Raw genomic sequence first — 25,627 nt, 5'->3', positions numbered from 1 at the left:
CCGCGTTGATCGCGGGCGATAGTTACTTAAGCAGATCGGCCGGCAATCGCTCACCTGAACATCAAATGAGTCAGGTGATACTCCGGGAAATACATCCGGCACACGAAGGTGACGCCGACCATCACCAGCAAAAACACCAACTGCAACGGACTGAAGTGCGCCCAATGCAGCGCGGTCAGCCATGGACGCCTCGCGGCCAGTTCAGGGTCAAGCTGACCGATACGGCGCTTGTGCAAGAGACCGATCAGCATAAAACCGACATAAGTCACCACCCCCGGCCAACCCAACAGAATCCCGAACAGCAACGTGAGGATGGCTTGGGGAATACCATGTCGGATTACCAGCCAGCGGGTATCCGGGTTCCAGTGGCGGGGGACCAGGCCTTCGGTCAGCCACAGGTCATGGACAATGACGTGCGAGATGATCGGCACCCACCAGCTCATGGCGAAACGGAGGAACCAGACCGGAACGCAGGCGAATATCAACGGGATGCTGATGCTGTAGCCCAGGGATTTGTGCTCGGTCGGGAAATAAAACAAGAACAGCGCCAGCGCGATGCCCGCCCAGACTTGCACCCAGGTCTCGTCGGCAATGGGACGCGGCAGGAAACGTCGCCAGTGAAAAACATCGGCGTGGGGCAATCGTAAGCGCAACTCCGGGTAACGCCACTTGAGGGTTTGCGCGAGGTCATGACAGGCCTGCCATTCATTTTGGCCAAAGCCATCGATCATTTTCTTCTGCTGCCCGGGCTTCATCGGGTTCATCAGCAAATGCGCGGCCTGAACGTCAGCGGCCCAGGTCCGGCTGTCTTGCGCCTTGGCCTGCAGGCTTGCGTAGAAGCTTTCCTGATTGCAGCGCTCGATCAGTGTCTGCCAGAGCGACGCCGGTTCAGGATGAATGCCCTTTTCATCGTCCCAGCCAAACACCTGGCCGACACGGTCGAACAGCGGCAGGCTCCATTTGGAGTCGTTGAACAGTTGCAGGAGGATTCGCTGCCACTCCTGACGTCGATCGAACACCTGCAGCCAGGGTTGTTCTGTGTAACTTTTGAGCTGCGTAAGGAATTCCCGCTCTTTGCCGCCTTCGAGTAATTCCTGCAACGACTGCCGATAATCCTGCAGAAGTCCGCTGGCCAGCGCGTCTCGCTGCCAATCGGTCATCTCGATGTTTTGCCAGGGCGCGAGCCAATCGAGGTGCTGGACCGCCCAGGCGGCAATCGAATTGCGCAAGCCCGGATGATCGAAGCACAACGCCAGCAGCAACCTCTCAAACGCCTGGGCGCAGTGCTGTTGTTGTGCTTGCGCCCAGCGCTCGGACAGGTTCTGCGCCGAGAGCCCGTCGAGTAACGCCCGTGCCGCCAACTCATCCGGCGCGACGTCCGGTTCGTGCAAGGTCTGGGGATCGGACAGTGCAAGATTCAGCGAGCGAAGAGGGGGTGGTCTTTCAATGCTCAGCGGACGCAGATCGAGCACATCGGACCACGCCTGGAGGTTGGCGTGATTCGGCTGTTCGACGACTTCGGCTGTTGCGACTTCAGGTTCTTCGGCGGCATATTCGGCTCGCCATTGCGCAACATCCAGCGCTCGCTCATAGGCTTCGCGCAAGCGCTGAAAGCCTTCCGGATCTTCGTCGGGCCGGAAGGTTTTCAGCAGTCGCGCATAACTTCGCTTGATGGTGCGCGCGTCGGCGTCTTCGGGCAGTTCCAGCACAGACCAGCAATCCATGTTGCCGCTCCTTACTGCCAGAGGCCGTTGTCCAGCGTGCCCAGTTGCCGGGTCAGTTCGCTACGCGCTTCACGGATCCGGCGTTCATCCTGTGAATCAAGCACGTGCTGAAACTGTTTGGCCCAATGACCGATCTGCTCACGCATCTGCCCCAGGCTTTCCTGATAGAGACGCTCAAGACGTGCCGTCAATACCGTGTTGACCTGCTGATCGCGCGGATGAATCTTCAACAGCGCCAGGCCCTCCAGGCGCTGCTGGATTTCCTCGGGTGTGAGCACGCCGGGATTGTTTTCGATGACCAGCGAATGCTTGTCGCCCGTCAGCGGGATGACCACCTGGGCTTCGAGCAAACCGTTGTTGTCGTAGGTGAAGCGCACGTCGAGGGCGACTTCGCCGGCCTTGCGTTTCGGTACCTTGATGTCCAACTCGCCCAGCGCAACATTGTCTTTGACCAGGCGGCTTTCGCCCTGAAAGATCTTCAGCAGCACGTGCTCCTGATTATCTTGCAGCGTGTACACCGTCTTGACCCGGCTCACCGGCACGATGCTGTTGCGTTCGATGATCGGCAGGTAGTGACCGCTTTCATATTGCTGGCCGATCTGGGTAGTCGTCTCGATGCCCAAGGTGTAGGAACAGACGTCCGTCAGCACCACTTCTTCCAGCGCTGCGGAGCGTGCTTTCAACGCCGCTTGAATCGCCGCACCGTGGGCCACGACTTCGTCCGGATCGAGAGTGATCGAAGGAAAACGCCCAAACAGGCCGGCCGCCAGTTTGCGAACCAGCGGCATGCGCGTCGTACCGCCCACCAGCAGGATTTCGTCGAGATCGCTGACGCGAATCCGCGCGTCTCTCAGGGCCCGCTCGATCGGTGTGCGCAGGCGTTCGAGTAACGGCGTGTAGAGCGTCGCCAATTGTTGTTGGGTGATGGTTTGCGTCCATTGCTGGCCATCGACCCGCAGGCTGAATTCGGCGCTGCTGTCCTGACCCAGGGCTTTGCGCACGCGCTCGGCCTCACGACGCAACGGCTGGATGATGCTGGTGCGGTCAGGAAAGTTATCGGTGTTGCGATGGTGTTCGAGGAAGTGCTCAAGCAGCACGCTGTCGAAATCTTCGCCACCGAGAAAGTTGTCGCCGGCGCTGGCGCGCACTTCCATGACCCCGTCGAAGAGCTCCAGGATCGACACGTCGAAGGTGCCGCCGCCGAGGTCGAAAACCAGGAACGAGGTTTCCTTGTCCCGTTGGTGCAACCCATACGCCAGCGCAGCCGCAGTCGGCTCGTTGATCAGTTTTTCAACTTTCAATCCAGCCAGTTCACCGGCAATGCGCGTGGCCTTGCGCTGGGCATCGCTGAAGTAGGCCGGCACGCTGATCACCGCTTCATGCACGGTTTCGCCGAAGGCCCGCTCGACGTCTTCCTTCAGGCTTTTGAGCACCAGCGCCGAAAGCTCCTCGGGACGGAATGACCGGTCTCCCAGACGCACTTGCGTGGCGCTGCCCATGTGCCGCTTGAACAGCGAAGTGGTCTGACGCGGGTGAGTGTGCAAACGCTCGCGGGCGGCCTGGCCGACCAATACGCGGCCCTGATCATCGAGACCGACCACGCTGGGAGTGAGGAACTGGCCCAAGGCATTGGGCACCAACTCGCTCGACTCCCCACGCCAGACGGCGACGAGGCTGTTGGTGGTCCCCAGGTCAATCCCTACGATCATTGCGATGAACTCCCTTTCCGGCCTGCAAAAAGTTGAAACAGATAATATTCGCGCAAGGATATTACCGGAGCAGCGGGGCGGTAAAGGAAAGTAGTGGCACTGAGCTATTATTTGCGACGGGGCGCAGTTGATCCTCAGGCATAGGACAACTGTTTTGAATACAACCGGGATTTTAATGTGGGAGCGGGCTTGCTCGCACCGCCGCTCCCACAGTAGTTTTGTGGAGATTATCAGGTCGGGATTAAGGCATCACCGGCGGCGTATACGTCAGCGTCGTCCCCAGCGCCCACAGCAAAAACAGCACCAGCGGCGTGTGCACCAGCAGTTGTACGAACGAAAAGCCGATCAAGTCCCGCGCCTTCAACCCGAGCACGCCCAGCAGCGGCAACATGTAGAACGGGTTGATCAGGTTCGGCAGGGCTTCCGCCGCGTTGTAGATCTGCACGGCCCAACCCAGGTGGTAGTTCAGGTCGGTGGCCACTTGCATGACGTACGGCGCTTCGATGATCCATTTGCCGCCGCCGGACGGGATGAAGAAACCCAGGATCGCCGAGTACACGCCCATCAGCAGCGCATAAGTGTCGTGGGACGCAATGCTGACGAAAAACGTTGAGATGTGGTGCGCCAGCGTCTGAGCGTCAGTGCCTTTGACCGTGGTCATCAGCGCGGCGATCGAGCCGTACAGTGGAAACTGGATCAGCACGCCGGTGGTGGTCGGCACGGCTCGCGCCACGGCATCGAGGAAACTGCGCGGACGCCAGTGCAACAGCGCGCCAAGCATGATGAACAGGAAGTTGTAAGTGTTCAGGCCCGAGATCGCGCTGATCGCAGGCTTGGTCGAAAACTCGTGGAACAACCATCCCGCCGCCAGCAGCACCAGCAAAATCGTCAGCAGTGGACTGTGCTCCAGCCATTCGCCGGGGCGGGTGCGCGGTTGCAGCGGCGGCAGGTTGAAGCTTGGGTCGATGCCGCAGGCTTCGGCGTCGCGGGCTGTTTTCGGCCCCGGCGCGGTGGCGTAGGCGATGATCAGCGAGATCACGATCAGGGCCAGCAACATGACGCCGGACTGCCAGAGAAAGATGGTCTGGGTGAAGGGAATGACGCCAGTGATCGACAGAATCGATGGCGGCAGGCTGGCCGGGTTGGCCTGCAATTGCGCGGCGGACGACGAAAGGCCCAAAGCCCACACGGCGCCGAGACCCAGATACGCGGCAGCACCGGCGGCGCGGTAATCCATTTTCAGGTCGGTGCGGCGAGCGAGGGCGCGCACCAGCAGACCGCCGAATACCAGCGACAAGCCCCAGTTCAGCAGTGACGCAACCATGGAAATCAGTGCGACCCAGGCCACGGCCGAACGACCGTTTTTCGGGATCCGCGCCAAGCGGTCGATGAGCTTCACCGCGGGCGGGGAGCTGGCGACCACATAACCGCCGATCACCACGAACGCCATTTGCATGGTGAACGGGATCAGGCTCCAGAAGCCGTCACCAAACGCCATTGCCGCATCGGTCGGTTTGGCGCCCATGAACAGAGTGGCCACTGTGACGATGATCACCGCCAGTGCGGCAAATACCCAGGAATCGGGGAACCAGCGTTCGGCAAAACTTGAACAGCGCAGGGCAAAGCGGGCGGAGCGGGTATCTTCGATATCAGCGGCCACGGGAGTACCTCGAATTTTTATGTTTATTGTGGTCTTTGGGGCGGCAAAGGCCCGTCTGGACAGGTGCCAACAGTAAATCAATCAGTCATATTTTGTGACGAAGATTAACCAGTCTGAGACTTTGGTCTAACGGGTTGTCCGTGGGCGCATTTGCGTAGACCATGGGCGCCTTGGTTTTTTGCCCGTGCCAGAGTTCTTTTCATGACTGCCAACACCGATTCGCGCCCGGCGCCCTTCAGCCGCTCGGACTACAAGACCCTTGGCCTGGCGGCCCTTGGCGGCGCGCTGGAAATCTACGACTTCATCATTTTCGTCTTTTTCGCGCTGACCCTCAGCCAGCTGTTTTTCCCGCCGGAAATGCCCGAGTGGTTGCGCTTGCTGCAAAGCTTCGGGATCTTCGTGACGGGTTATCTGGCGCGTCCATTGGGCGGCATTCTGATGGCGCACTTCGCCGACCGGATGGGGCGCAAGAAGGTCTTCAGCCTGAGCATCCTGATGATGGCGCTGCCGTGCCTGCTGATCGGGATCATGCCGACCTACGCCCAGATCGGCTATTTCGCACCACTTTTGCTGTTGGCCCTGCGGGTCTTGCAAGGCGCGGCCGTCGGCGGAGAAGTGCCGAGCGCCTGGGTGTTCGTCGCCGAACATGCGCCGGCCGGGCATCGCGGTTATGCCCTGGGTTTCCTGCAGGCCGGGCTGACCTTTGGCTACCTGATCGGCGCCTTGACGGCGACCTTTCTGGCGCAGGCGTTCACCCCGGCGGAAATCCTCGATTACGCCTGGCGCTACCCGTTCCTGCTGGGCGGCGTGTTTGGCGTGATTGGTGTCTGGCTGCGCCGCTGGCTCAGCGAAACCCCGGTGTTCATGGCCATGCAGGCGAAGCGCGATGCCGCTGTCGAACTGCCGTTGCGCACGGTCTTGCGCGAACATCGCCTGGCGATATTACCGGCGATGATCCTCACCTGCGTACTGACATCGGCGGTGGTGGTGTTCGTGGTCATCACCCCGACCATGATGCAGAAAACTTTCGGCATGACCGCCAGCCACACCTTCGCCTTGAGCGCGTTGGGCATTGTGTTCCTGAACATCGGCTGCGTACTCGCCGGGCTGCTCGTCGATCGCATCGGTGCCTGGCGCACGGTCATGCTTTACAGCCTGCTGCTGCCGCTGGGAATCGGCGTGCTTTATACGTGCCTGATCACCGGCGGCGACTGGATCGGCTTGGCGTACGCGATTGCCGGTCTCGGTTGCGGGGTCGTCGGCGCGGTGCCGTCAGTGATGGTCAGCCTGTTTCCGGCGCGGATTCGCGTCTCGGGGATTTCCTTCACCTACAACATTGCCTATGCGGCATGGGCAAGCATCACACCGCTGTTGCTGATCGGTCTGATGCCGTGGAGTCCGTGGATTTGCGTGATCTTCAGCGCGGTAATGGGCGCGGTGGGCGTGAGCAGCGCGGCGTATTTCGGCACACGCATGCCACGGGGTGAACACTGCCCGGCCGCCGGCACGGCATGAATGAAAAACCCGGCAGGCGTGTCCCAACTATTTTTGTAGGACAAACCTGAAACACTCTTCAGAAAATATCCGCAAGGCCGATGGTTAGGCTGCATGCCGCTTTCCATCCCTGTCCATCGGTGCTTTCCATGTTCAACAAACGCTTGAAGCAGGAGCTGTCGGCTCTTCGCGAAGAACTCTCCAGCCTTCAGCAAGTGAAGGAAAGTCTGGAAAGCGAGATGCTGGTCCTGACCCTCGATCCCGATGGGCGGATTCAATCGGTCAACCAGAACTTCCTCGGCGAGATGCTCTACAAGAGCAGCGACCTGATCGGCCGGCACATCGAAGACATCGTCCCTCCCCATGTGAAATCGGACGAATTCCACCACCGCTTCAAGTCTGCGCTGACCCGTGGCGAGCACTTCGCCGGCACCGTGCGTTTGTTGCGTGGCAATGGCCAGGAAGCCTGGCTGCGCTCGATCGCGCAGCCGGTGCGGTCCTCGGAAGGGCGCATCAAGCACTTCTCGATTTACTCCAGCGACCTGACCCGCACCATCGAGGCGTCCCGCGAGCATGAGAACCTGATCGGTGCGCTGGTGCGTTCGACGGCGGTCATCGAGTTCGATCTCAATGGCAACGTGCTGGCGGCCAACGAGCGCTTCCTCAGCGGCATGGGTTACAGCCTGGCGCAGATCAAAGGCAAACACCACCGTACTTTCTGCGAACCTGAGGAGTACAGCAGCGCTGAGTATCAGAACTTCTGGCGCCGTTTGAACGCTGGCGAGTTCGTGGCGGGCCGCTTCAAGCGTGTGGACAGCCACGGTCGTGTGGTCTGGCTGGAGGCGTCCTACAACCCGGTGGTCGATGCCAACAACACGCTGTACAAAGTGGTGAAGTTCGCCACGGTGATTACCGATCAGGTCAATCAGGAGCAGGCGGTCGCCGAAGCGGCCAACATCGCCTACAGCACCTCTCAGCAAACCGATCAAAGCGCCCAGCGCGGCACCGCCGTGGTGACTCAAGCCGTGGACGTGATGCGTGATCTCGCCCGGCACATGCAGACCGCCGGCGAAGGCATCGAAGCGCTGAACGAGCAATCGCTGGTCATTGGCACCATCGTCAAAACCATCAGCGGCATTGCCGAACAGACCAACCTGCTGGCGCTTAACGCGGCGATCGAAGCGGCGCGCGCCGGTGAGCAGGGCCGAGGTTTTGCCGTGGTCGCGGATGAAGTCCGGCAACTGGCTTCGCGCACCAGTCAGGCCACCGATGAAATCGTCGGCGTGGTGCGTCAGAACCAGGACATGGCGCGCAATGCCGTGGCCCTGATGACCGACGGCAAACTCCAGGCTGAACAAGGCCTGGCGCTGGCGGCGGAGGCGGGCACGGTGATCGTCGAGATCCAGGACGGCGCGCAGAAAGTGGTGAACGCGGTCGGGCAGTTCGCCAATCAACTGGCGACTTGATACCTGCGCTCCTTTTAGAAATCGCTACAATCGGCGTTTTCCACAGGAGCAGCCCTCATGAGCGTTTCCCATCGCCGTCCGGTTCCCTTGTCCAAGGCTTATCGCCTGCTCAATCACGGGCCGACCGTTCTGGTCAGCGCGGCGCATGACGGTCAGCGCAACATCATGGCCGCCGCGTGGGCGATGCCGCTAGATTTCGAGCCGCCGAAAATCGCCGTGGTGCTGGACAAGTCCACCTGGACCCGACAACTGCTGGAAGCGTCGGGAACCTTCGTGTTGAACGTTCCCTGCGCTGCACAGGCCGATATCGCCCAGACTGTGGGCTCGACGTCGGGACTGGAACTGACTCAAGGCCAGGGTCAGGACAAGTTTCAGGTCTATGGCCTGCAGACGTTCAGCGGTGAGCTGATCGATGCACCGATGCTTGAAGGTTGCGTCGCCTGGCTGGAATGCCGACTGCTGCCGGAGCCCAACAATCATCAGCAATACGATCTGTTCGTGGCCGAGGTGATTGCCGCCCAGGCCGATGAGCGCGTGTTCAGCGAAGGCCGTTGGCACTTCGAAGGGCACGACGCACTGCGCACCTTGCACCACGTGGCTGGCGGGCATTTCCTGACAATCGGTGACCCGGTGGACGGCAAGACCCTGCAGCCGTAAACCGGCTGCCTTTCACACCCAGACGTCGTTCTGCGCGGTGCGCTCGCCACCCTCGCTGCCCGTGTTCAACACACCCTTGGGCTCAATCAGCAGCAACTTCACTTCCTGTTCGGCGCTGGGTTTGTGCTCGACACCCTTTGGCACCACGTACATTTCGCCCGCGTTTATCAGAACGTGGCCATCGCGAAAGTCGATGCGCAACTGCCCTTCAAGCACGATGAAGGTCTCGTCGGTATCCAGGTGATCGTGCCAGATGAAATCCCCCAGCAATTTCACCACTTTGAACTGGTAGTCGTTCATTTCGGCGATGACCCGCGGGCTCCAGTGCGAGTCGATCCGGGCGATTTTTTCAGCGAAGTTCAGGCTTTGGTAGGCGTTCATGAAACGAGCTCTCGTGGTTGATCGTGAATCCACGATAGTCGGCACGACAGCGGGTTTCTTGCACGATTGTGCGTGGCTCAGCGCTGGTGCATTTTCATCCAGCGGGCGGGCGACAGGCCGTAGGTCTTGCTGAATTGCCGGGTCATGTGGCTCTGGTCGGTGAAGCCGGCGATCAGCGCGGCACTGACCAGCGACTGGCCCTGGATGAGCAGTGCGCGGACCAGGTCCAGGCGGCGCATCGTCAGGTATCGATAAGGGCTGGTGCCGAACAACAGGCGAAAATCCCTCGACAGACTCCAGCGATCCCGGCCGCTGTGTTGCGCCAGTTCCTCCAGTGTCACCGTGCGATCCAGGGCGCTGTGGATAAACTCCCGCGCGCGTTCTGCCGCCACGTAGTCGAAGCGCTGGCGTTTGTCTGGCGCGCCGGAGACGCTGCTCAAGGCGTGCGCCAGATCGAACAGCGCGTCCTGTTCTTCCAGCGGGTCGAGGGGACAATCCAGGCTTCGCAGCAGCACGTCGGTGGCGGCGAACAGGCGTGGGTCGGTCGACAATCCCGTCTTGATGAACGGCAGCGGCTGCCCGCCAAGTATCTGCTGGATCAGCGCCGGTTCGATGTACATCATTCGGTATTTGAAACCGGCCTCGGTGCCGGCCTCGCCATCGTGGACTTCGTCCGGGTGCAGCACCAACGTCCCGCCCGGCAGACTGTGGCGCCAGCCGCCGCGGTACTGAAAACTCTGCACGCCGGCCAGGGTGCGGCCGATTGCATAGGTGTCATGGCGGTGGAGGTCGTAGCCGTGGCCCGCAAAAAACGCCTCGAAACGCTTAACCCCGCCCACGTCGGGCGCGCGGTGGAACCAGTCGATGGGAGGCGTGTGCTTGGCCATGGTGTCGTTGTCTTGAACTCAATGCGAACACGGTAACCCAGGGACCGGCCACCTGTCTGCTGCCCGACAAAAGCCATTGGGCCGGTAGAAAACCGTGGGCAAATGTTGCAAGGTATCGAGCATTCTCTGAAGCCACGAAGGCGCCGATATTATGGAAATGACTCCTCTGAGCTACGCCGCACCGCTGTTGTCCCTGGCGCTTTTATGGACGGTGGCGGTAGTGACGCCGGGCCCCAATTTTTTCAATACCGCGCAATTGGCCGCCAGTTGCTCCCGCCGCCATGGCGTAGTGGCTGCGTTGGGCGTGGCGACGGGCACCGTACTCTGGGGACTGGCGGGAGGCCTTGGCATCAAGTCACTGTTCAGCGCGGCACCGACGTTGTACCTGAGCTTCAAGATTGCCGGTGGTTGTTACCTGATTTACCTGGGCCTGAAACAGTTCAAGCGCAAACCGGCGGTGATGCCGGGGGACAGTTCGTTGAACGGGGCAGGGTGCACGTTGCTGTCGGCTTATGGCCGGGGCTTTGTAGGCAATATGACCAATCCCAAAGCTGCGCTGTTCGTGGCGACGATTTTCGCCACTGCCATGCCTGCCTCCCCGCCACCGATGCTGCTGGCGCTGGCCGTGCTGACGATGGCGACATTGTCATTCGGTTGGTATTGCAGTGTGGCGCTGCTGTTCGCCAGCCGTCGGGTGGCGGGGGCCTATGATCGTTCACGTAAATGGCTGGATCGCTTCGCCGGCAGTTGTTACTTGCTGTTCGGCGCGCATCTGGTGGCCAATCGTTGAGGAGTTTTGAATGAGTAAACTGCGGGTAGGTGTGATTTTTGGTGGTCGTTCGGCAGAGCACGAAGTGTCGCTGCAGTCGGCGAAAAACATCGTCGATGCGCTGGATCGGTCGCGTTTCGAACCGGTGCTGATCGGTATCGACAAACAAGGTCATTGGCACCTCAACGATCCTTCGAATTTCCTGCTCAACCAGGAAAATCCGGCCCTGATCGCCCTCAACCAGTCCAACCGGGAACTGGCCGTGGTGCCGGGCAAGGCCAGCCAGCAATTGGTCGAAACCTCCGGCCAGGAACTGCTGGGCCATGTCGACGTGATCTTCCCGATCGTGCACGGCACGCTGGGTGAAGACGGTTGCCTGCAAGGCCTGCTGCGCATGGCGGATTTGCCGTTTGTCGGCTCCGACGTGCTTGGCTCGGCGGTGTGCATGGACAAGGACATCAGCAAGCGCCTGCTGCGTGACGCGGGGATTGCGGTCACACCGTTCGTGACATTGAACCGTGTCAGCGCCGCGCGCACCGGATTCGCCGAAGTCCAGGGCAAACTCGGACTGCCAATATTCGTGAAACCGGCGAACCAGGGCTCGTCCGTGGGCGTGAGCAAGGTCAGTGACGAAGCCGAATACACGGCGGCCGTGGAGCTGGCCCTGGGTTTCGATGAAAAAGTATTGATCGAATCCGCCGTCAGCGGCCGTGAGATAGAGTGCGCCGTACTCGGCAACGAAGACGCCATCGCCAGCGGTTGTGGCGAGATCGTGGTGCGCAGCGGCTTCTATTCCTACGACAGCAAATACATCGACGCTCAAGCGGCAGAGGTGGTGGTGCCGGCCAACATCAGCAGCGAAGCCAGTGAGCGCATCCGCGCCTTGGCCGTCGAAGCGTTTCAGGTGCTGGGCTGTTCCGGGCTGGCGCGGGTCGATGTGTTCCTGACCGACAGCGGCGAAGTGCTGATCAACGAAATCAACTCGTTGCCCGGCTTCACCCGAATCAGTATGTACCCCAAACTCTGGCAAGCCACCGGCATGACGTACAGCGAGCTGGTCAGCCGCTTGATCGATCTGGCGCTGGAGAAGCACAAGGCACGGCAAGCGCTGAAGATCACTCGCTGAGCGGCACGCGACTATTCAATCAAGGATTTATGGATGAGCGATAAAACGGTGAACCTGTTTTCCTACGGCACCTTGCAGGACAAAGTCGTGCAACTGGCCAACTTCGGGCGCGAACTGACTGGCCGTGCCGACGCGATGCTGGGTTACGAGCAGTCCTTGGTGGAAATCACCGACCCCGCGGTGTTGGCCACCAGTGGCAAGACGCATCACCCGATTCTTCGTCCGGGCAGCGACAGCAGCGCGCCGATTCCGGGGATGGTGTTCCAGATCACACCCGAGGAACTGGCGGCCGCTGACCGCTATGAAGTGTCGGATTACAAGCGTGTCAGTGTGGTCCTTCAATCCGGGATTGAAGCGTGGGTGTATGTGAGCGTGTAGGGGCCTGCGTGATATCCGATGAGCCGGGGAGGGGGGGGATTTTCAGCGTCGGCCAGTACGATTCGGCCGACGCTTGATCAAGCTTGTTTCACCGGTTTAATCAGGCTCTCCGCTGGTATTCCGAACAGATCATGTAGTTTCCATATCATCGGGAGCGTCAACGCACGCTTGCCATTAAGCACTTCGTAAACCCGGTTTGTCCGGCCAATGGCTGGCGCAAGGTCCGCTGCGGACAGACCTGATTGCTCCATGCGGAATTTTATCGCATCGATTGGATTGGGCAGATCAACCGGAAACTGCTTTGCTTCATAAGCTTCGATCAGTGTGATCATGATGTCGAAATAATCCCCTTCAGGGGTGCCAGGCTCTGGCTCATTGTCGAAAAGGGCGGATACATTCTTGAGGGCTGCGCGATAGTCCTCATCGGTGTGGATCGGATGAATGTTCATTGATTACTCCATCTCGACGGTATCGGCGTCGATTGCGTCGTACTGTTTGTGAGTGCCGACAAATTTTATGTAAACGGCGCCGAAGCGATAAGCGACCGCGACTACCAACCGAAAGCCATTACCCTTGATGTTGAACACGACTCTACGGCTCTTGAGAATGCTGGCGGTAGCAAAGTGCTCTTTTATGTCCGCAGGTGTTTTCCACTCAGCATTTCTTGCCTCGTCAATCCAGGCCTGGAAGGATTGTTCCGAGTCTGGGTACTTCCTCCAAAAACTTTTAAGCTGACTAATGGCGATAATTCTCATGGCGTGATCCTAGTCCCGTGATGGGACTGATGCAAGTCTGTGGAGGTGTGGCCGATGGGAGGAGCGGATTCGACTTTGTACTTAGGTGCTTCGGGTAGCCGATCTGATGCGAAAAATGATCTTTGAACTCTATCGAAGAAGCAGTGGTTTGCAGGTAGGAAAAGTCGGCGCTAGGTAGCCGATCAGGACTCATTACATACAAAAAAGGCTTACCTCCCGGTAAGCCTTTTCCTCCCTCTGTAGGACTCAATCCCCCAACGCCGCCCCTTCCCGTCGAGGATCGGCCCCGCCAGCCAGCGAAGCTTTCCCCTGTGCATCCTTCACCCGAACAATCGCCTGGGTGCCGCTGGTCATGTCGATCTCGTTCACGCTGTGCCCTTTGTCCTTCAACACCTGAATCAACCCGGCACTGAACTGACCCTCTTCCAGTTCCGTCGGGCCGTTGCGGCTGCCGAAGTTGGGCAGGCTGATGGCCGCTTGCGGGTCGAGGTTCCAGTCGAGCAGGCCGATGGTGGATTTGGCGACGTATTCGATGATTTGCGAACCGCCCGGCGAGCCGATGGTGGCGAGGAATTCACCGCTCTGGCGATCGAAGATCAGCGTCGGGGCCATGGACGAGCGGGGGCGTTTGCCGGGTTCGACGCGGTTGGCGACTTTCTGCCCGTTTTCTTCCGGGATGAACGAGAAGTCGGTCATCTGGTTGTTGAGCAGGAAGCCCTGCACCATCACGTGCGAACCGAACGCGGATTCAACGGTGGTGGTCATGGACACCGCGCCCCCTTCGTCATCGACCGCCACCACTTGCGAGGTGGAGATGCGCAGCGGCGAGCGATCCGGCGCGTAGGCGACCTTGATGCCCGGAGGAGTCCCTGGTTTGGCCGTGCCCATGCTGCGATCGCCAATCAGGGCGGCGCGGCTGGCCAGATAGGTCGGGTCCACCAAGCCTTTGACGGGGACAGGTACGAAGTCGGCGTCGGCCAGATACAGCGCGCGGTCGGCATAGGCCAGGCGCTCGGATTCGGAAATCAGGTGCACGGCTTCTGGCGTCGGCTCGGTGCCGGCGGATTTATCCGTCTTGAGCGGTTTCATTGAGGCCAAGGCGAAGCGCGGATCGCGAACTTCCAGCGCCTGGAGTGTGCCGAGGATCTGCGCCACGGCGATCCCGCCCGACGACGGCGGCGGCATGCCGCAAACCTGCCAGCGTTTATAGTCGGTGCACAGCGGCGCGCGCTCCTTGGCCGTGTAGCCTTGGAGGTCGTTCAGCGACAGGCTGCCGGGGTTGGCATGGCCCTGAACCTTGGCGACGATTTCTTGCGCAACCGGCCCTTTGTACAACGCATCCGGCCCTTCTTTGGCGATGCGTTTGTACACCGCGGCCAGCGCCGGGTTTTTCAGTTGAGTACCGGCCGCTTTCGGGCTGCCATCCGCATTCAGGAAATACGCCACCATGTCCGGCGAGCGGCGCATGGATGAGTCTGAAGCGATCAGCTGATGCAGGCGCGGTGAGATGGCGAAACCTTGCTCCGCGAGCCGGATGGCCGGTTCGAACAACTGCGCCCACGGCAGGCGACCGTGTTTCTGATGAGCCAACTCAAGCGCCCGTAATACGCCGGGCGTTCCCACCGAGCGGCCACCAATCTGTGCCTGGGTGAAGGCCATCGGTTTGCCGTCGGCCTGTAGGAAAAGCTTCTCTGTGGCGCCGGCCGGAGCGGTTTCGCGACCGTCGTACGTGCGCACGTTCTTGCCATCCCACAACACAATGAACGCACCGCCGCCGATACCCGAGGATTGCGGCTCCACCAGCGTCAGCACTGCTTGCATGGCAATCGCGGCATCAATCGCCGAGCCGCCCTGACGCAGTATTTCCCGGCCGGCTTCGGTTGCCAGAGGGTTGGCCGCTGCGGCCATGTGTTTCGAGGCGTATTGGGTTTTCAGGTCGGTGCGATAACCCGACGCAACTTCCGGCGCGATTGGCAACGTCGAAGTGGGCGGAGCGCTGCAGGCAGCGAGGGTCAGCGCGGTGGCGATCAGCGAAAGGGCTGACAGGCGATAGCGGCTCAAATGGAAGGCTGAGAACACGTGTGGGCACTCCGTCCGTGGGAAAAGATCATGGGACTTTATCGGCCGCCAGAGCGAGGTGCAAATCACGGACTACAGCACAGGCGCTTTTGTCCTTCATCAGTCGACAGATTTTCTGTAGGGTCGAGGGCAACAGACGGGTCAAAAGATCAACAAGAGGCAGCCATGCAGACCGAGTTTCCCACGCAGCCGAGTTATCGCACTCAACGTGAGCAATTCCTCGCGGCAGCGACCGCGGCCGGAGCGACGTTGACCGAGTATCCTCACCCACTCACAGGGCCATTCGGCGAGCCCTTGAGCACCGATGTGGCGGTGTTGGGCGATCCGGCCGCCAAGCGACTTCTGATCGCGTTGAGCGGCACCCATGGAGTGGAAGGTTTCTATGGATCGGGATGCCAGATCAAATGGATGCAGGAGTTGGGCAAGCGTTCACTGCCGGCCGATGTCGCGGTGGTGATGATCCACCTGATCAATCCCTGGGGCACCGCGTGGCTGCGTCGGGTCAACGAAGACAACATCGACCTGAACCGCAATCACCTGAACTTCGAACGTCCGCTGCCGGACAATCGGGCTTACGCAGCGCTGCATGAAATCTATGCCTTCACCGAGTTGCGAGGCCCCGAGCGTGGTCGCGCCGATGCCTTGCTCGACGAGCAGATTCAAAAGCACGGCTGGCCGGCGGTGATGTCGATTGTCGAGGGTGGCCAGCACAGTCATCCCGATGGTCTGTTTTATGGCGGGCTGGCGCCGAGCTGGTCGAACCGTACGCTGCACGAAATCCTGCATAAGCATGTTTCCCATGGCGAGGTCGCAATGTGTTTCGACTTGCACACCGGTGCTGGCGAATACGGTCATCCGATGTTGCTGACCATCACCGAGGGCGCTTATCCCGCGCTGCCCGATGCGCAGGCCATCTACGGTCCGTGGCTCTACACGTTGCTCACGAGCGCCGACACCTTGAGTGAGACCGGTGTGGCGGCCACCGCTACGGGCTACACCTCGCAGGCGCTGATCAATGCGCTGCCGCAGGTAAAACTGATGCCGTTCGTGATCGAGTGCGGGACGTATCCGGGGCCGGACGTTCATCGTCATTTGCGCGATGATCATTGGCTGCATCTGCACGGCAATCCGAGTGATGCGGTAGGGCGGGAGATCAAACTGAATCTGCTGGAGCAGTTCTATCCTGCCGACAGCGACTGGCAGGCGATGGTCTGGCTGAGGACCTGGCAAATTTGGGAGCGGGCGTTGTCGGCGTTGCCGACGATTCGTTCTTGATGTGCTGTTGAGAGGCGCTTTTCTCGAGGCATAAAAAAACGGCCTACCTTTCGGTAAGCCGTTTTTAGTACTTGGTGGCTACACAGGGACTTGAACCCCGGACCCCAGCATTATGAATGCTATGCTCTAACCAACTGAGCTATGTAGCCAAGTGGCGCGCATTATTCACCGGTAATGCAGATGCGTCAAGCGTAAATCTAAAATATTTCTCTACGCTTTCAACCGCTTATCCACCTGACCCGAAAATCCGGACCGGAGGAGGGCGTCAACTGAGCTGAAATCTCCCGGTATTGGCACTCAAGGCCTTGCTGCCCTGGCTCAAGGTGTCCGCCGCCAGGTTCACCGCCCGGGCGCCTTCGAGCAATCTCACCGCTGCCTGATCGACCTGCTGGATGTTGCCACTGACTTCATCGGCTGTGCTGGCTTGTTCCTCAACTGCCGTGGCGATCTGCGCCAGGGTGTCGGTCACGCCTTGTACCGCCAGGGCAATTTCCCCGAGGCGTTCGCCTAAACCGGTCACCGACTGGGCGTCACTTTGCGCCTGGTTACAGGCCGCTTCCATCAGGTTTACCGCTTCATTCACCGTGCTGCGCAGGCTGTCGACCGTGCCGGCGATCTGCGCGGTGGAGGATTGAGTGCGTTGCGAGAGGCTGCGCACTTCATCCGCGACCACTGCAAAGCCGCGACCTTGTTCGCCAGCGCGAGCCGCTTCGATGGCCGCATTGAGCGCCAACAGGTTGGTCTGTTCGGCGACGCCGCGAATGGTGTCGACCACCAATTGAATCTGTTGCCCTTGTTCGCTGACCCGGCCAAGTGCTGCCGCCGTCTCGTTCAAACGCTGGTTGAGCTGCTGAATGCTCGCCGTGGTGCGTTGGCTGTCGCGGCTGCTGTCGGCCGCAATGCGCTGGGTGTGTTGAGCGCTGCCGGAGGCCTGTTCACAACTCTGGGCGACCCCTTGAGAGGTGGCCGCCAATTGCGTGGCTGCAGCGGCGATCTGGCTGATCTGCAACTGCTGCGCTTCAACTTCGCCAAGGGCGCCGCTCGAGTGATGGTTGAGGGTGCGCACCGCATTGCTCACCTGCAAGGTTTCGTGATCGACCCCCAGCAAGCTGTTGCGCAGTTGCACCACCGCGACATTCAGCGCAGTGCTGATGGCCGCCAATTCATCGCGCCCCTGCACCGGCACTTGCAGGCTGAGGTTGCCGTCGCGCAACGCTTCGGCCAGCAGGGTGATGCCGCTGGCGCTGCGACGGATCGAGGTCTGCAAGCAGATGAACAGGTACAGCGCCGCCAGGAGCAGGCAGCCAAAGATTGTCGCCACTAGAATGAACTGGCTTATCGCCGATCCATGGTAGTAATCCAGGCGATGATCCAGCGACACCAGCGACTGCTGGCGCAGCGAGGCGAGGTCGGTGAGCAGGCTGTCGAGGCTGCGTTCGAACTCTTCCGGCTTGAGCTTGATGCTGCCGCCGAAGACTCCGTCATCGAGGACTTTCAGTTCGGCGTCCAGATGCTTGAGGCTGTCGTGGTATTGCCCGGCCCAGCTCTGCAAGGCGCTGGGCAGGCGTGCTTCCAGGAGGCTGGCGGTTTTCACCAACTGTTCCCGGGCATCGCCGATGCGGCTGCGCAAATCGCGCAGTTGCAGACGGCTTTGCAGGGTGAACTGCCCGGACACCACCGATGCCTGGCCGACACTGGCCAGGCGGCCAACCCGCTCAATCAGGTCCGGCGCATGTTGCGTCGAGATTTGCGTCAGCAGGTAGGTTTCCAGCCACGGCGCGAGCGTCAGGCGATTGTCCATGGCGATCTGCTCGCGCAAGGCTTGCAGCGCACTCAAGGCATTGGTGAAACGATCGTAGCCATCCGGCCACCAGCCGACGCTGCTCAGGTTTTTCGAGTCGAGGCCGTTGAGTGCGGTTTGCAGCGCCTGATAACGGGTCAGGGTTTCGCCCTCGGCGCCTTCGGTTTTAAGCGCATTACCGAGGTCTGTGGTGGCTTGGGCGACGGCGGGTTGAACCGCATCGAACGCGGCCATCGCGGCAAGGGTCGCAGGCGTTGGCTGGCGATTGGTTTCCGTCGCGCGCCAACGCGCCGCGCGGTCACGTTGGGCGGCGAGCAGGTTATCCAGCGCATCCAGGGCGAGCAGTTGACGAACGCCGGCACGTTCGCCGGAGATCAAATTAAGTTTGGCCCGATAGTCCTGACCGATCATCAACAGGCTGCCCGCCAGCGGCAGGATAAACAGCAGGAACAACAGCTGAAATTTGCGTGCGAAGCCAAAACGCCCCAGCAATCCAATCCCCGGTGATAAAAAAGCCTGCATGCCCCATGACTCCTCTGGACACCACGCACCAATGGCGTGCGTCGGGGTCGTTGCGACCGCGACTTGTGCCCCTTTAAAAGGCCTCGAAAGTTCACCCTTGTCAGCTCTGTAGGCCGACTCTGTGGCGAAACTTCCCATTCTCGGTCCCCTTTGTAAGGGGCCGCGTTGAAGCGGATTAACAAGGCAAGATTCAGACCATGGCGTTGCGCTATCACCTCCTCGGCGATGAAAGTCGAGGTCGTTAGCAGGCTAAGGGGATGGCGCTGCTGCACTGAAAAATGGCACATTGACGCACCTGCCCGTGTGCACCCATCTGCTGTACGGAAATTCTCATGGCTATTACGAACGCTCAGACCGGCGCGACGTCGGCACCCGCGACTCCACAAAGCAGCCCGCTGGTCATGCGCATCATCGGCGCGGTGGCGCTGGCGCATTTGATCAACGATTTGATCCAGTCGGTGCTGCCGTCGATTTATCCGATGCTCAAGGCCAACTATGGCCTGACGTTTACCCAGGTTGGATTGATTACCCTGACCTTTCAGCTGACCGCGTCATTGTTGCAGCCATGGGTCGGTTACCACACCGATCGTCATCCCAAACCCTGGCTGCTACCGGCGGGAACGGTCTGCACGCTGATCGGCATTTTGATGATGTCGGTGGTCGGCAGCTTCCCGATGATTCTGTTGGCGGCGGGGTTGATCGGCATCGGCTCGTCGACCTTTCACCCGGAAGCCTCTCGTGTGGCGCGACTGGCCTCGGGCGGGCGGTTCGGCTTGGCGCAATCGACCTTTCAGGTGGGCGGTAATGCCGGTTCCGCTTTTGGTCCATTGCTGGCGGCGGCGATCATCATTCCGTTCGGCCAGGGCCATGTGGCGTGGTTCGGATTGTTTGCCGTGTTTGCGCTGTTCGTGCTCTATCGGATCAGCCGCTGGTACGCCAATCACTTGAACCTGTTCAAGCTCAAGCAAGGTCAGGCCGCCACTCACGGGCTGTCGAAACGTCGGGTGATCAGTGCGCTGGTGGTGCTCGGGCTGCTGGTGTTCTCCAAGTATTTCTACATGGCGAGCTTCACCAGCTACTTCACCTTCTACCTGATCGAAAAGTTCGACCTGTCGGTGGCCAGTTCGCAGCTGCATCTGTTCCTGTTTCTGGGGGCCGTGGCGGCGGGGACCTTCTTCGGTGGACCCATCGGCGACAAAATTGGCCGTAAGGCGGTGATCTGGTTCTCGATCCTTGGTGTTGCGCCGTTCACCTTGATCCTGCCGCATGTTGATCTGTTCTGGACCAGCATTCTCAGCGTGGTGATTGGCTTCATCCTCGCGTCGGCGTTCTCGGCGATTGTGGTTTACGCCCAGGAACTGGTGCCGGGGAATGTCGGGATGATTGCCGGGGTGTTCTTTGGATTGATGTTCGGTTTTGGCGGGATTGGCGCGGCGTTGCTCGGGCATTTGGCCGACATTCACGGCATCGAATACGTCTACTACCTGTGTTCGTTCTTACCGTTGTTAGGCGTACTGGCGATCTTCCTGCCAAAAACCAATACGCCCTGACCAAACACAAATCCCCTGTGGGAGCGAGCCTGCTCGCGATTGCGGTCTCACATTCACCATGGATGTCGTTTGACACTCCGCCATCGCGAGCAGGCTCGCTCCCACATTGGTTTGGTGGTGTGGCGGATGATTATTTCAGGCACAAAAAAGCCGCGTATCAAACGCGGCTTTTTCTTGTGCGGCTGTTTCGTCTTGAAAACTTAGACGTTGAAACGGAAGTGCATCACGTCGCCGTCTTTAACGATGTAGTCCTTGCCTTCCAGACGCCATTTACCGGCTTCTTTGGTGCCGGCTTCGCCCTTGTACTGGATGAAGTCGTCGTAGGCGATGACTTCGGCGCGGATGAAGCCTTTTTCGAAGTCGGTGTGGATCACGCCAGCGGCTTGTGGTGCGGTGGCACCGACGCGGACGGTCCAGGCGCGGACCTCTTCGACACCGGCGGTGAAGTAGGTCTGCAAGTGCAGCATTTCGTAGCCGGCGCGGATCACGCGGTTCAGGCCAGGTTCTTCCAGGCCCAGGGCTTCGAGGAACATGTCTTTTTCTTCGCCGTCTTCAAGCTCGGCGATTTCGGCTTCGATCTTGTTGCAGACCGGAACCACCATGGCGCCTTCTTCTTCGGCGATGGCTTTGACGATGTCCAGCAGCGGGTTGTTCTCGAAACCGTCTTCAGCGACGTTGGCGATGTACATGACCGGCTTGGTGGTCAGCAGGTGGAAACCACGAATCACCGCTTTATCGTCGGCGCCCATGGTCTTCATCAGGGTGCGCGCTGGCTTGCCGAGGGTGAAGTGAGCGATCAGTTGCTCCAGCAGGCCTTTTTGGACCACGGCGTCCTTGTCGCCACCCTTGGCGTTACGCGCGACTTTCTGCAGTTGCTTCTCACAGCTGTCGAGGTCGGCGAAGATCAGTTCCAGGTCGATGATTTCGATGTCGCGTTTCGGGTCGACGCTGTTGGAGACGTGAATCACGTTCTCGTCTTCGAAGCAGCGGACCACGTGGGCGATGGCATCGGTCTCGCGGATGTTGGCGAGGAATTTGTTGCCCAGGCCTTCACCTTTCGAGGCGCCGGCGACCAGGCCCGCGATGTCGACGAACTCCATGGTGGTCGGCAGGATGCGCTTTGGATTGACGATGGCCGCCAGGGCTTCCAGACGCGAATCCGGCATCGGCACGATACCGGTGTTCGGCTCGATGGTGCAGAAGGGGAAGTTCTCGGCCGCGATCCCGGATTTGGTCAGGGCGTTGAACAGGGTGGACTTGCCGACGTTAGGCAGGCCGACGATGCCGCAATTGAATCCCATGGTGTTTCCCCTCGGATAAGAGTCAGGCCTTCTGGCTGTGCAGGTTTTTCATCGCGCGGTTCCATTCCCCGGCGAGGATATCCGGCAGCACGCCGAGGGCAAAGTCGATGCTGGCATCGAGTTTTTCCTGTTCGGCGCGTGGCGCACGACCCAGGACGAAATTTGAAACCATACTGGCAACGCCCGGGTGGCCAATGCCAAGCCGCAAGCGATGAAAGGTATTCTGATTGCCCAGTTGCGCAATGATGTCGCGCAACCCGTTGTGACCGCCGTGACCGCCGCCCTGTTTGAGTTTGGCAACGCCCGGTGGCAGGTCGAGTTCGTCATGCGCCACGAGGATTTCTTCAGGCTTGATGCGGAAGAAACCGGCGAGTGCCGCGACGGCCTGGCCGCTGCGGTTCATGTACGTGGTGGGAATCAGCAGACGAACATCCTGACCCTGGTGCGAATAGCGACCGGTCAGGCCGAAATATTTGCGATCCGCCACAAGGTTTACGCCCTGTGCGTTCGCGATGCGCTCAACAAAAAGGGCCCCTGCGTTATGCCGGGTCTGTTCGTATTCAGCGCCTGGATTTCCCAGGCCAACGATCAGTTTGATGGCAGTCACGATAGGGGCCCTTCCTTGGAGTGGTGGATAACATCGCCGCAATCAGTGTGTGCGGCGAAAGTGGACGACAAGTGCTCATTTACCATTATGTAAACTCCGCGTTCTCGCCCGCTTTCTCGCTACGCTCTAGTCCGCGATGTTTCCAGTCACTCCGGCAAACAGAGTGAAATTACTCTGCTTCGCCTTCTTCGGTAGCTTCTGGAGCAACACGTGGAGCGTGGACGTTGGCAACAGCCTTGTCATCGCCGTGTGCCAGAGCAACAAACTCAACGCCTTTAGGGGCTTTGAGGTCGGACAGGTGAATGATCGAACCGATTTCGGCGTTAGCCAGGTCGACTTCGATGAACTCAGGCAGGTCCTTCGGCAGGCAGGTCACTTCGATTTCCGAAACAACGTGCGAAACTTCGCCGCCTTTCTTGATCGGAGCTTCTTCACCAACAAAGTGTACAGGCACGATAGCGGTCAGTTTCTGGCCAGCTACAACGCGTACGAAGTCGGCGTGCAACACGTGGCCTTTGGCCGGGTGACGCTGCAGAGCTTTGATGATTACGTTTTGCTTGGTGCCGCCAACGTTCAGCTCGATGATGTGGCTGTAAGCCGCTTCGTTTTCGAGCAGTTTGGCAACTTCTTTAGCCAGCATGCTGATGGATTCAGGGGCTTTTTCGCCACCGTAAACTACAGCTGGAACCAGGCTTGCGAGACGACGCAGGCGGCGGCTCGCACCTTTCCCCAGGTCGGAACGCACTTCAGCATTCAGAGTAAAATCGTTCATGTTGTATCTCCAAAATAACCACATTCGCCCCAGCGGTTGCGACCAGCGCTAAAGGCGATATGGGCAAAAAAGCCCCGCCCCGACAGGAATGCCGGGGCGGGGCGCTTTTCGTCAACGAGACAGTCGAGAAGGGCAGGGCCCTTAACGGAACATCGCGCTGATCGATTCTTCATTGCTGATGCGGCGGACCGCCTCGGCAACTACCGGCGCGATATCCAGTTGACGGATACGCGAGCAGGCTTGAGCTGCAGCGGACAACGGGATGGTGTTAGTCACCACCAGTTCGTCCAGCATGGAATTTTCAATGTTTTCGATCGCCCGACCGGACAGCACAGGGTGTGTGCAGTAGGCGAAAACCTTGGCAGCGCCATGCTCTTTCAGGGCCTTGGCCGCGTGGCACAGAGTGCCGGCGGTATCGACCATGTCATCGACCAGAATACAGGTACGCCCTTCGACATCACCGATGATATGCATCACTTCAGAGTGATTGGCTTTCTCACGGCGTTTGTCGATGATCCCGAGATCAACGCCCAGGGATTTGGCAACAGCACGTGCACGCACGACGCCGCCAATGTCCGGGGACACGATCATCAGGTTTTCGAAGCGCTGATCTTCAATGTCATCCACCAATACCGGGGAGCCGTAGATGTTATCTACCGGAATATCGAAGAAACCCTGGATTTGGTCAGCATGCAGATCAACCGTGAGAACACGGTCGATGCCGACTACGGTAAGCATGTCAGCAACGACTTTCGCGCTGATAGCCACACGTGCGGAACGCGGACGGCGATCCTGACGGGCATAACCAAAGTAAGGAATAACAGCAGTGATACGAGTAGCCGAGGAGCGGCGGAAGGCATCAGCCATCACTACCAGTTCCATCAGGTTATCGTTGGTCGGAGCGCAAGTCGGCTGAATAATGAAGACATCTTTACCGCGGACGTTTTCATTGATCTCGGCAGTAATTTCGCCGTCGGAGAACTTACCGACAGAGATGTCACCGAGAGGGATATGCAGCTGACGTACAACACGCCGAGCCAGATCGGGGTTAGCGTTCCCCGTAAAGACCATCATCTTGGACACGCGCAGTACCTGAAGGCTGAGGGTAACCTGGATGAGTATAGGAAAATGGCAGGGGCGGCTGGATTCGAACCAACGCATGGCAGGATCAAAACCTGCTGCCTTACCGCTTGGCGACGCCCCTGTATCTGTTGCAACGATTACCCAGTAATCGATTCCTTTAGAGCAGATTTTGCAGCTTGCGATGCAACATCGAAACGTTGCTTCCTTTTGCTACAAACCCTGTAAGGGTCTCTGTAAGAAGGGCCGAGACTTTATCAGCTTCAGCTTTGCTTGGGAAGCCCCCAAACACACAACTTCCAGTTCCGGTGAGTTTTGCTTCGGTAAATTTACCTAACAAATTCAAAGCGTTACGTACATCTGGATAACGCCTTGCTACCACCGGTAAGCAGTCATTTCGACTGTTTCCCTTGGGAACGGGGCGCACTTTAATGGGAGAAGAGTTACGTGTCAACAACGGATCTGAAAAAATTTCTGCTGTACTTACAGAGACTTGCGGCACCAGCACGACATACCACGGTTCTTCGGGGTCTACAGGGGTGAGTTTTTCCCCTACGCCCTCGGCAAAAGCGGCGTGTCCACGCACGAAAACCGGGACGTCGGCGCCCAGCGTCAGGCCTAGCGCAGCCAGGCGATCCTCATCCCAACCCAGTTGCCAGAGATGATTGAGGCCCAGCAAAGTCGTCGCGGCATTTGAACTGCCGCCACCGATGCCACCGCCCATGGGCAGAATTTTTTCGATCCAGATGTCGATGCCGAGCGAACAACCGGATTGCTCCTGAAGTTTTTTCGCGGCTTTGACGATCAGATTGCTGTCGTGAGGAACACCGTCGAATTCGGTGTGCAACCGAATCACACCATCGTCGCGTACGGCGAAGGTGATTTCATCGCCGTAATCGAGAAACTGAAAAATCGTCTGCAATTCGTGATAACCGTCTTCACGGCGACCAAGGATGTGCAGCATCAGATTGAGTTTGGCCGGGGAGGGTAGCGTCAAGCGAGGAGCGGTCATGTTCACTGCCCCAGTTTGCGTGGTTGCCATTCCTTGATCACCAGCGTGATATCAAGGTCTGTGCCGTGCAGTTTGATCCGCTCGGGCAACCAATAACCGTTTTGCTCGGCATAACTCAGGTATTCGACCTGCCAGCCATCCTGTTCGAGATTGGCCAGGCGGCTGTCGGCATCCAGGGTCAGGCGACTTTTGCTGTCCGGCGCCGGGAGCCCGCGAACCCACCAGGCCAGGTTGGAAACGGGTAACTTCCAGCCGAGCTGTTCTTCGACCAACGCTTCCGGTGTCGTGGCGTCATAGCGGCCCTGATTGGCCACTTCAAGCGAGACTTTGCCAGGGTGACCCGTCAAGCGAGCCGCGCCGCGACCCAGTGGGCCGGAGAGGCGGATGTCGTAGTAGTCCTGTCGCTGTAGCCAGAACAGCGTACCGCTGCCCGAATCTTTGGGCGCGCGGATACCGATCTTGCCGTTGATCTGCCAACCATCAAGGCTGGTCAGCTGTTGTTTGTAATCGCGCCATTGGGCCGGGTTGCCTTGGCCCTGGACCGATTCGCGAGCGCCGAAGCCCGCGCAACCGGCGAGCAGGGCGATGAAGCTGAAAACAATAAGGTGGCGCAAAAACATAA

23 protein-coding genes, 2 tRNA genes and 1 pseudogene are annotated in these 25,627 nt (G+C 59.4%); 9 read left to right on the top strand and 17 right to left on the bottom strand.

All coding sequences use genetic code 11. The annotated features are described in order from the left end of the window. Positions 1 to 50: 50 nt before the first annotated feature. The 3 genes from ACA053_RS24550 to ACA053_RS24540 form a co-directional block, all read right to left on the bottom strand. A complete protein-coding gene (locus ACA053_RS24550; RefSeq protein WP_497393901.1) occupies positions 51 to 1,724 on the bottom strand; it encodes a J domain-containing protein in 1,674 nt (557 codons plus the stop codon). A gap of 11 nt (positions 1,725 to 1,735) precedes the next feature. Beyond that, positions 1,736 to 3,433, bottom strand: a complete 1,698-nt coding sequence (locus ACA053_RS24545) for a molecular chaperone HscC (RefSeq protein WP_497393900.1) — start codon at positions 3,431 to 3,433, stop codon at positions 1,736 to 1,738. A 241-nt stretch (positions 3,434 to 3,674) separates the two neighbouring features. Continuing rightward, positions 3,675 to 5,093: a short-chain fatty acid transporter gene (locus ACA053_RS24540; RefSeq protein WP_109634832.1), complete on the bottom strand. Its 1,419-nt coding sequence runs from the start codon at positions 5,091 to 5,093 to the stop codon at positions 3,675 to 3,677. A gap of 201 nt (positions 5,094 to 5,294) precedes the next feature. On the opposite strand from ACA053_RS24540, the gene ACA053_RS24535 reads away from it, so the two are divergent. The 4 genes and pseudogenes from ACA053_RS24535 (at position 5,295) to ACA053_RS24520 (ending at position 8,710) form a co-directional block, all read left to right on the top strand. Further along, a complete protein-coding gene (locus ACA053_RS24535) occupies positions 5,295 to 6,608 on the top strand; it encodes an MFS transporter (RefSeq protein ID WP_497313699.1) in 1,314 nt (437 codons plus the stop codon). Positions 6,609 to 6,688: 80 nt separating this feature from the next. Beyond that, positions 6,689 to 7,513, top strand: a pseudogene (locus ACA053_RS24530) (PAS domain-containing protein); the annotation flags it as partial. Next, on the top strand, positions 7,493 to 8,053 hold the full coding sequence (locus tag ACA053_RS24525; protein WP_370655159.1) for a methyl-accepting chemotaxis protein: 561 nt from the start codon (positions 7,493 to 7,495) through the stop codon (positions 8,051 to 8,053). The pseudogene ACA053_RS24530 and the gene ACA053_RS24525, both read left to right, overlap by 21 nt. Before the next feature lie 57 nt (positions 8,054 to 8,110). Then, positions 8,111 to 8,710 carry a flavin reductase family protein gene (locus ACA053_RS24520; RefSeq protein ID WP_109634827.1) on the top strand — a complete coding sequence of 200 codons (600 nt, stop codon included), beginning with the start codon at positions 8,111 to 8,113 and terminating at the stop codon, positions 8,708 to 8,710. Between the two features lie 12 nt (positions 8,711 to 8,722). On the opposite strand, the gene ACA053_RS24515 is transcribed toward ACA053_RS24520, so the two are convergent. Next, positions 8,723 to 9,091 (bottom strand): cupin domain-containing protein, encoded by a 369-nt coding sequence (locus tag ACA053_RS24515; protein WP_109634825.1) that lies wholly within the window; start codon positions 9,089 to 9,091, stop codon positions 8,723 to 8,725. A gap of 77 nt (positions 9,092 to 9,168) precedes the next feature. Then, on the bottom strand, positions 9,169 to 9,978 hold the full coding sequence (locus ACA053_RS24510) for an AraC family transcriptional regulator (RefSeq protein ID WP_109634824.1): 810 nt from the start codon (positions 9,976 to 9,978) through the stop codon (positions 9,169 to 9,171). 151 nt (positions 9,979 to 10,129) lie between these two features. On the opposite strand from ACA053_RS24510, the gene ACA053_RS24505 reads away from it, so the two are divergent. From ACA053_RS24505 to ACA053_RS24495, 3 genes are read left to right on the top strand one after another with little or no spacing between them, the layout of a single operon-like run. Next, positions 10,130 to 10,768: a LysE family translocator gene (locus ACA053_RS24505; RefSeq protein WP_497393899.1), complete on the top strand. Its 639-nt coding sequence runs from the start codon at positions 10,130 to 10,132 to the stop codon at positions 10,766 to 10,768. Between the two features lie 10 nt (positions 10,769 to 10,778). Further along, positions 10,779 to 11,873, top strand: coding sequence for a D-alanine--D-alanine ligase (gene ddlA, locus ACA053_RS24500; protein ID WP_497313691.1), 1,095 nt, complete (start codon positions 10,779 to 10,781; stop codon positions 11,871 to 11,873). Positions 11,874 to 11,906: 33 nt separating this feature from the next. Next, positions 11,907 to 12,251: a gamma-glutamylcyclotransferase family protein gene (locus ACA053_RS24495; RefSeq protein ID WP_497313689.1), complete on the top strand. Its 345-nt coding sequence runs from the start codon at positions 11,907 to 11,909 to the stop codon at positions 12,249 to 12,251. A gap of 77 nt (positions 12,252 to 12,328) precedes the next feature. On the opposite strand, the gene ACA053_RS24490 is transcribed toward ACA053_RS24495, so the two are convergent. The 3 genes from ACA053_RS24490 to ggt all read right to left on the bottom strand — a co-directional run bounded on the left by ACA053_RS24490 (position 12,329) and on the right by ggt (position 15,085). After that, a complete protein-coding gene (locus ACA053_RS24490) occupies positions 12,329 to 12,700 on the bottom strand; it encodes a helix-turn-helix domain-containing protein (protein ID WP_497393898.1) in 372 nt (123 codons plus the stop codon). A 3-nt stretch (positions 12,701 to 12,703) separates the two neighbouring features. Next, positions 12,704 to 13,006, bottom strand: a complete 303-nt coding sequence (locus tag ACA053_RS24485) for a type II toxin-antitoxin system HigB family toxin (RefSeq protein ID WP_497393897.1) — start codon at positions 13,004 to 13,006, stop codon at positions 12,704 to 12,706. A gap of 246 nt (positions 13,007 to 13,252) precedes the next feature. Then, entirely contained in the window at positions 13,253 to 15,085 is a 1,833-nt protein-coding gene (ggt, locus tag ACA053_RS24480) for a gamma-glutamyltransferase (RefSeq protein ID WP_497393896.1), read from the bottom strand. A gap of 165 nt (positions 15,086 to 15,250) precedes the next feature. Between ggt and ACA053_RS24475 the strand changes: the two genes are divergently transcribed. Further along, entirely contained in the window at positions 15,251 to 16,360 is a 1,110-nt protein-coding gene (locus ACA053_RS24475; protein ID WP_497393895.1) for a DUF2817 domain-containing protein, read from the top strand. Between the two features lie 72 nt (positions 16,361 to 16,432). Here ACA053_RS24475 and ACA053_RS24470 read toward each other — a convergent pair. Together ACA053_RS24470 and ACA053_RS24465 are read right to left on the bottom strand one after the other, a co-directional pair. After that, a tRNA-Met gene (locus tag ACA053_RS24470) sits at positions 16,433 to 16,509 on the bottom strand. A gap of 116 nt (positions 16,510 to 16,625) precedes the next feature. Next, entirely contained in the window at positions 16,626 to 18,683 is a 2,058-nt protein-coding gene (locus tag ACA053_RS24465) for a methyl-accepting chemotaxis protein (RefSeq protein ID WP_497313684.1), read from the bottom strand. Positions 18,684 to 19,015: 332 nt separating this feature from the next. Here ACA053_RS24465 and ACA053_RS24460 point away from each other — a divergent pair, with 332 nt between their 5' ends. Next, positions 19,016 to 20,233: an MFS transporter gene (locus tag ACA053_RS24460; RefSeq protein WP_497393894.1), complete on the top strand. Its 1,218-nt coding sequence runs from the start codon at positions 19,016 to 19,018 to the stop codon at positions 20,231 to 20,233. Positions 20,234 to 20,433: 200 nt separating this feature from the next. Here the strand turns inward: ACA053_RS24460 and ychF are convergent, their stop codons facing one another. From ychF to lolB, 7 genes are all read right to left on the bottom strand, one after another. Next, the gene (gene ychF / locus ACA053_RS24455; RefSeq protein ID WP_046053455.1) at positions 20,434 to 21,534 is read right to left on the bottom strand and encodes a redox-regulated ATPase YchF; all 1,101 of its coding nucleotides are present in this window, start codon (positions 21,532 to 21,534) and stop codon (positions 20,434 to 20,436) included. A 22-nt stretch (positions 21,535 to 21,556) separates the two neighbouring features. Next, positions 21,557 to 22,141, bottom strand: a complete 585-nt coding sequence (gene pth / locus ACA053_RS24450; RefSeq protein ID WP_046030136.1) for an aminoacyl-tRNA hydrolase — start codon at positions 22,139 to 22,141, stop codon at positions 21,557 to 21,559. A gap of 169 nt (positions 22,142 to 22,310) precedes the next feature. After that, a complete protein-coding gene (locus ACA053_RS24445) occupies positions 22,311 to 22,913 on the bottom strand; it encodes a 50S ribosomal protein L25/general stress protein Ctc (RefSeq protein ID WP_109634809.1) in 603 nt (200 codons plus the stop codon). 141 nt (positions 22,914 to 23,054) lie between these two features. Further along, on the bottom strand, positions 23,055 to 23,996 hold the full coding sequence (locus ACA053_RS24440; RefSeq protein ID WP_003208392.1) for a ribose-phosphate pyrophosphokinase: 942 nt from the start codon (positions 23,994 to 23,996) through the stop codon (positions 23,055 to 23,057). Positions 23,997 to 24,042: 46 nt separating this feature from the next. After that, positions 24,043 to 24,117 (bottom strand) — tRNA-Gln (locus ACA053_RS24435). A 36-nt stretch (positions 24,118 to 24,153) separates the two neighbouring features. Further along, positions 24,154 to 25,005: a 4-(cytidine 5'-diphospho)-2-C-methyl-D-erythritol kinase gene (gene ispE, locus ACA053_RS24430; protein ID WP_497318344.1), complete on the bottom strand. Its 852-nt coding sequence runs from the start codon at positions 25,003 to 25,005 to the stop codon at positions 24,154 to 24,156. A 2-nt stretch (positions 25,006 to 25,007) separates the two neighbouring features. Further along, entirely contained in the window at positions 25,008 to 25,625 is a 618-nt protein-coding gene (lolB, locus tag ACA053_RS24425; RefSeq protein ID WP_109634806.1) for a lipoprotein insertase outer membrane protein LolB, read from the bottom strand. Positions 25,626 to 25,627 lie beyond the last annotated feature (2 nt).

This window comes from Pseudomonas sp. LBUM1672 (genome assembly GCF_059695655.1).
This window is presented reverse-complemented; position numbering and strand designations above follow the sequence as displayed.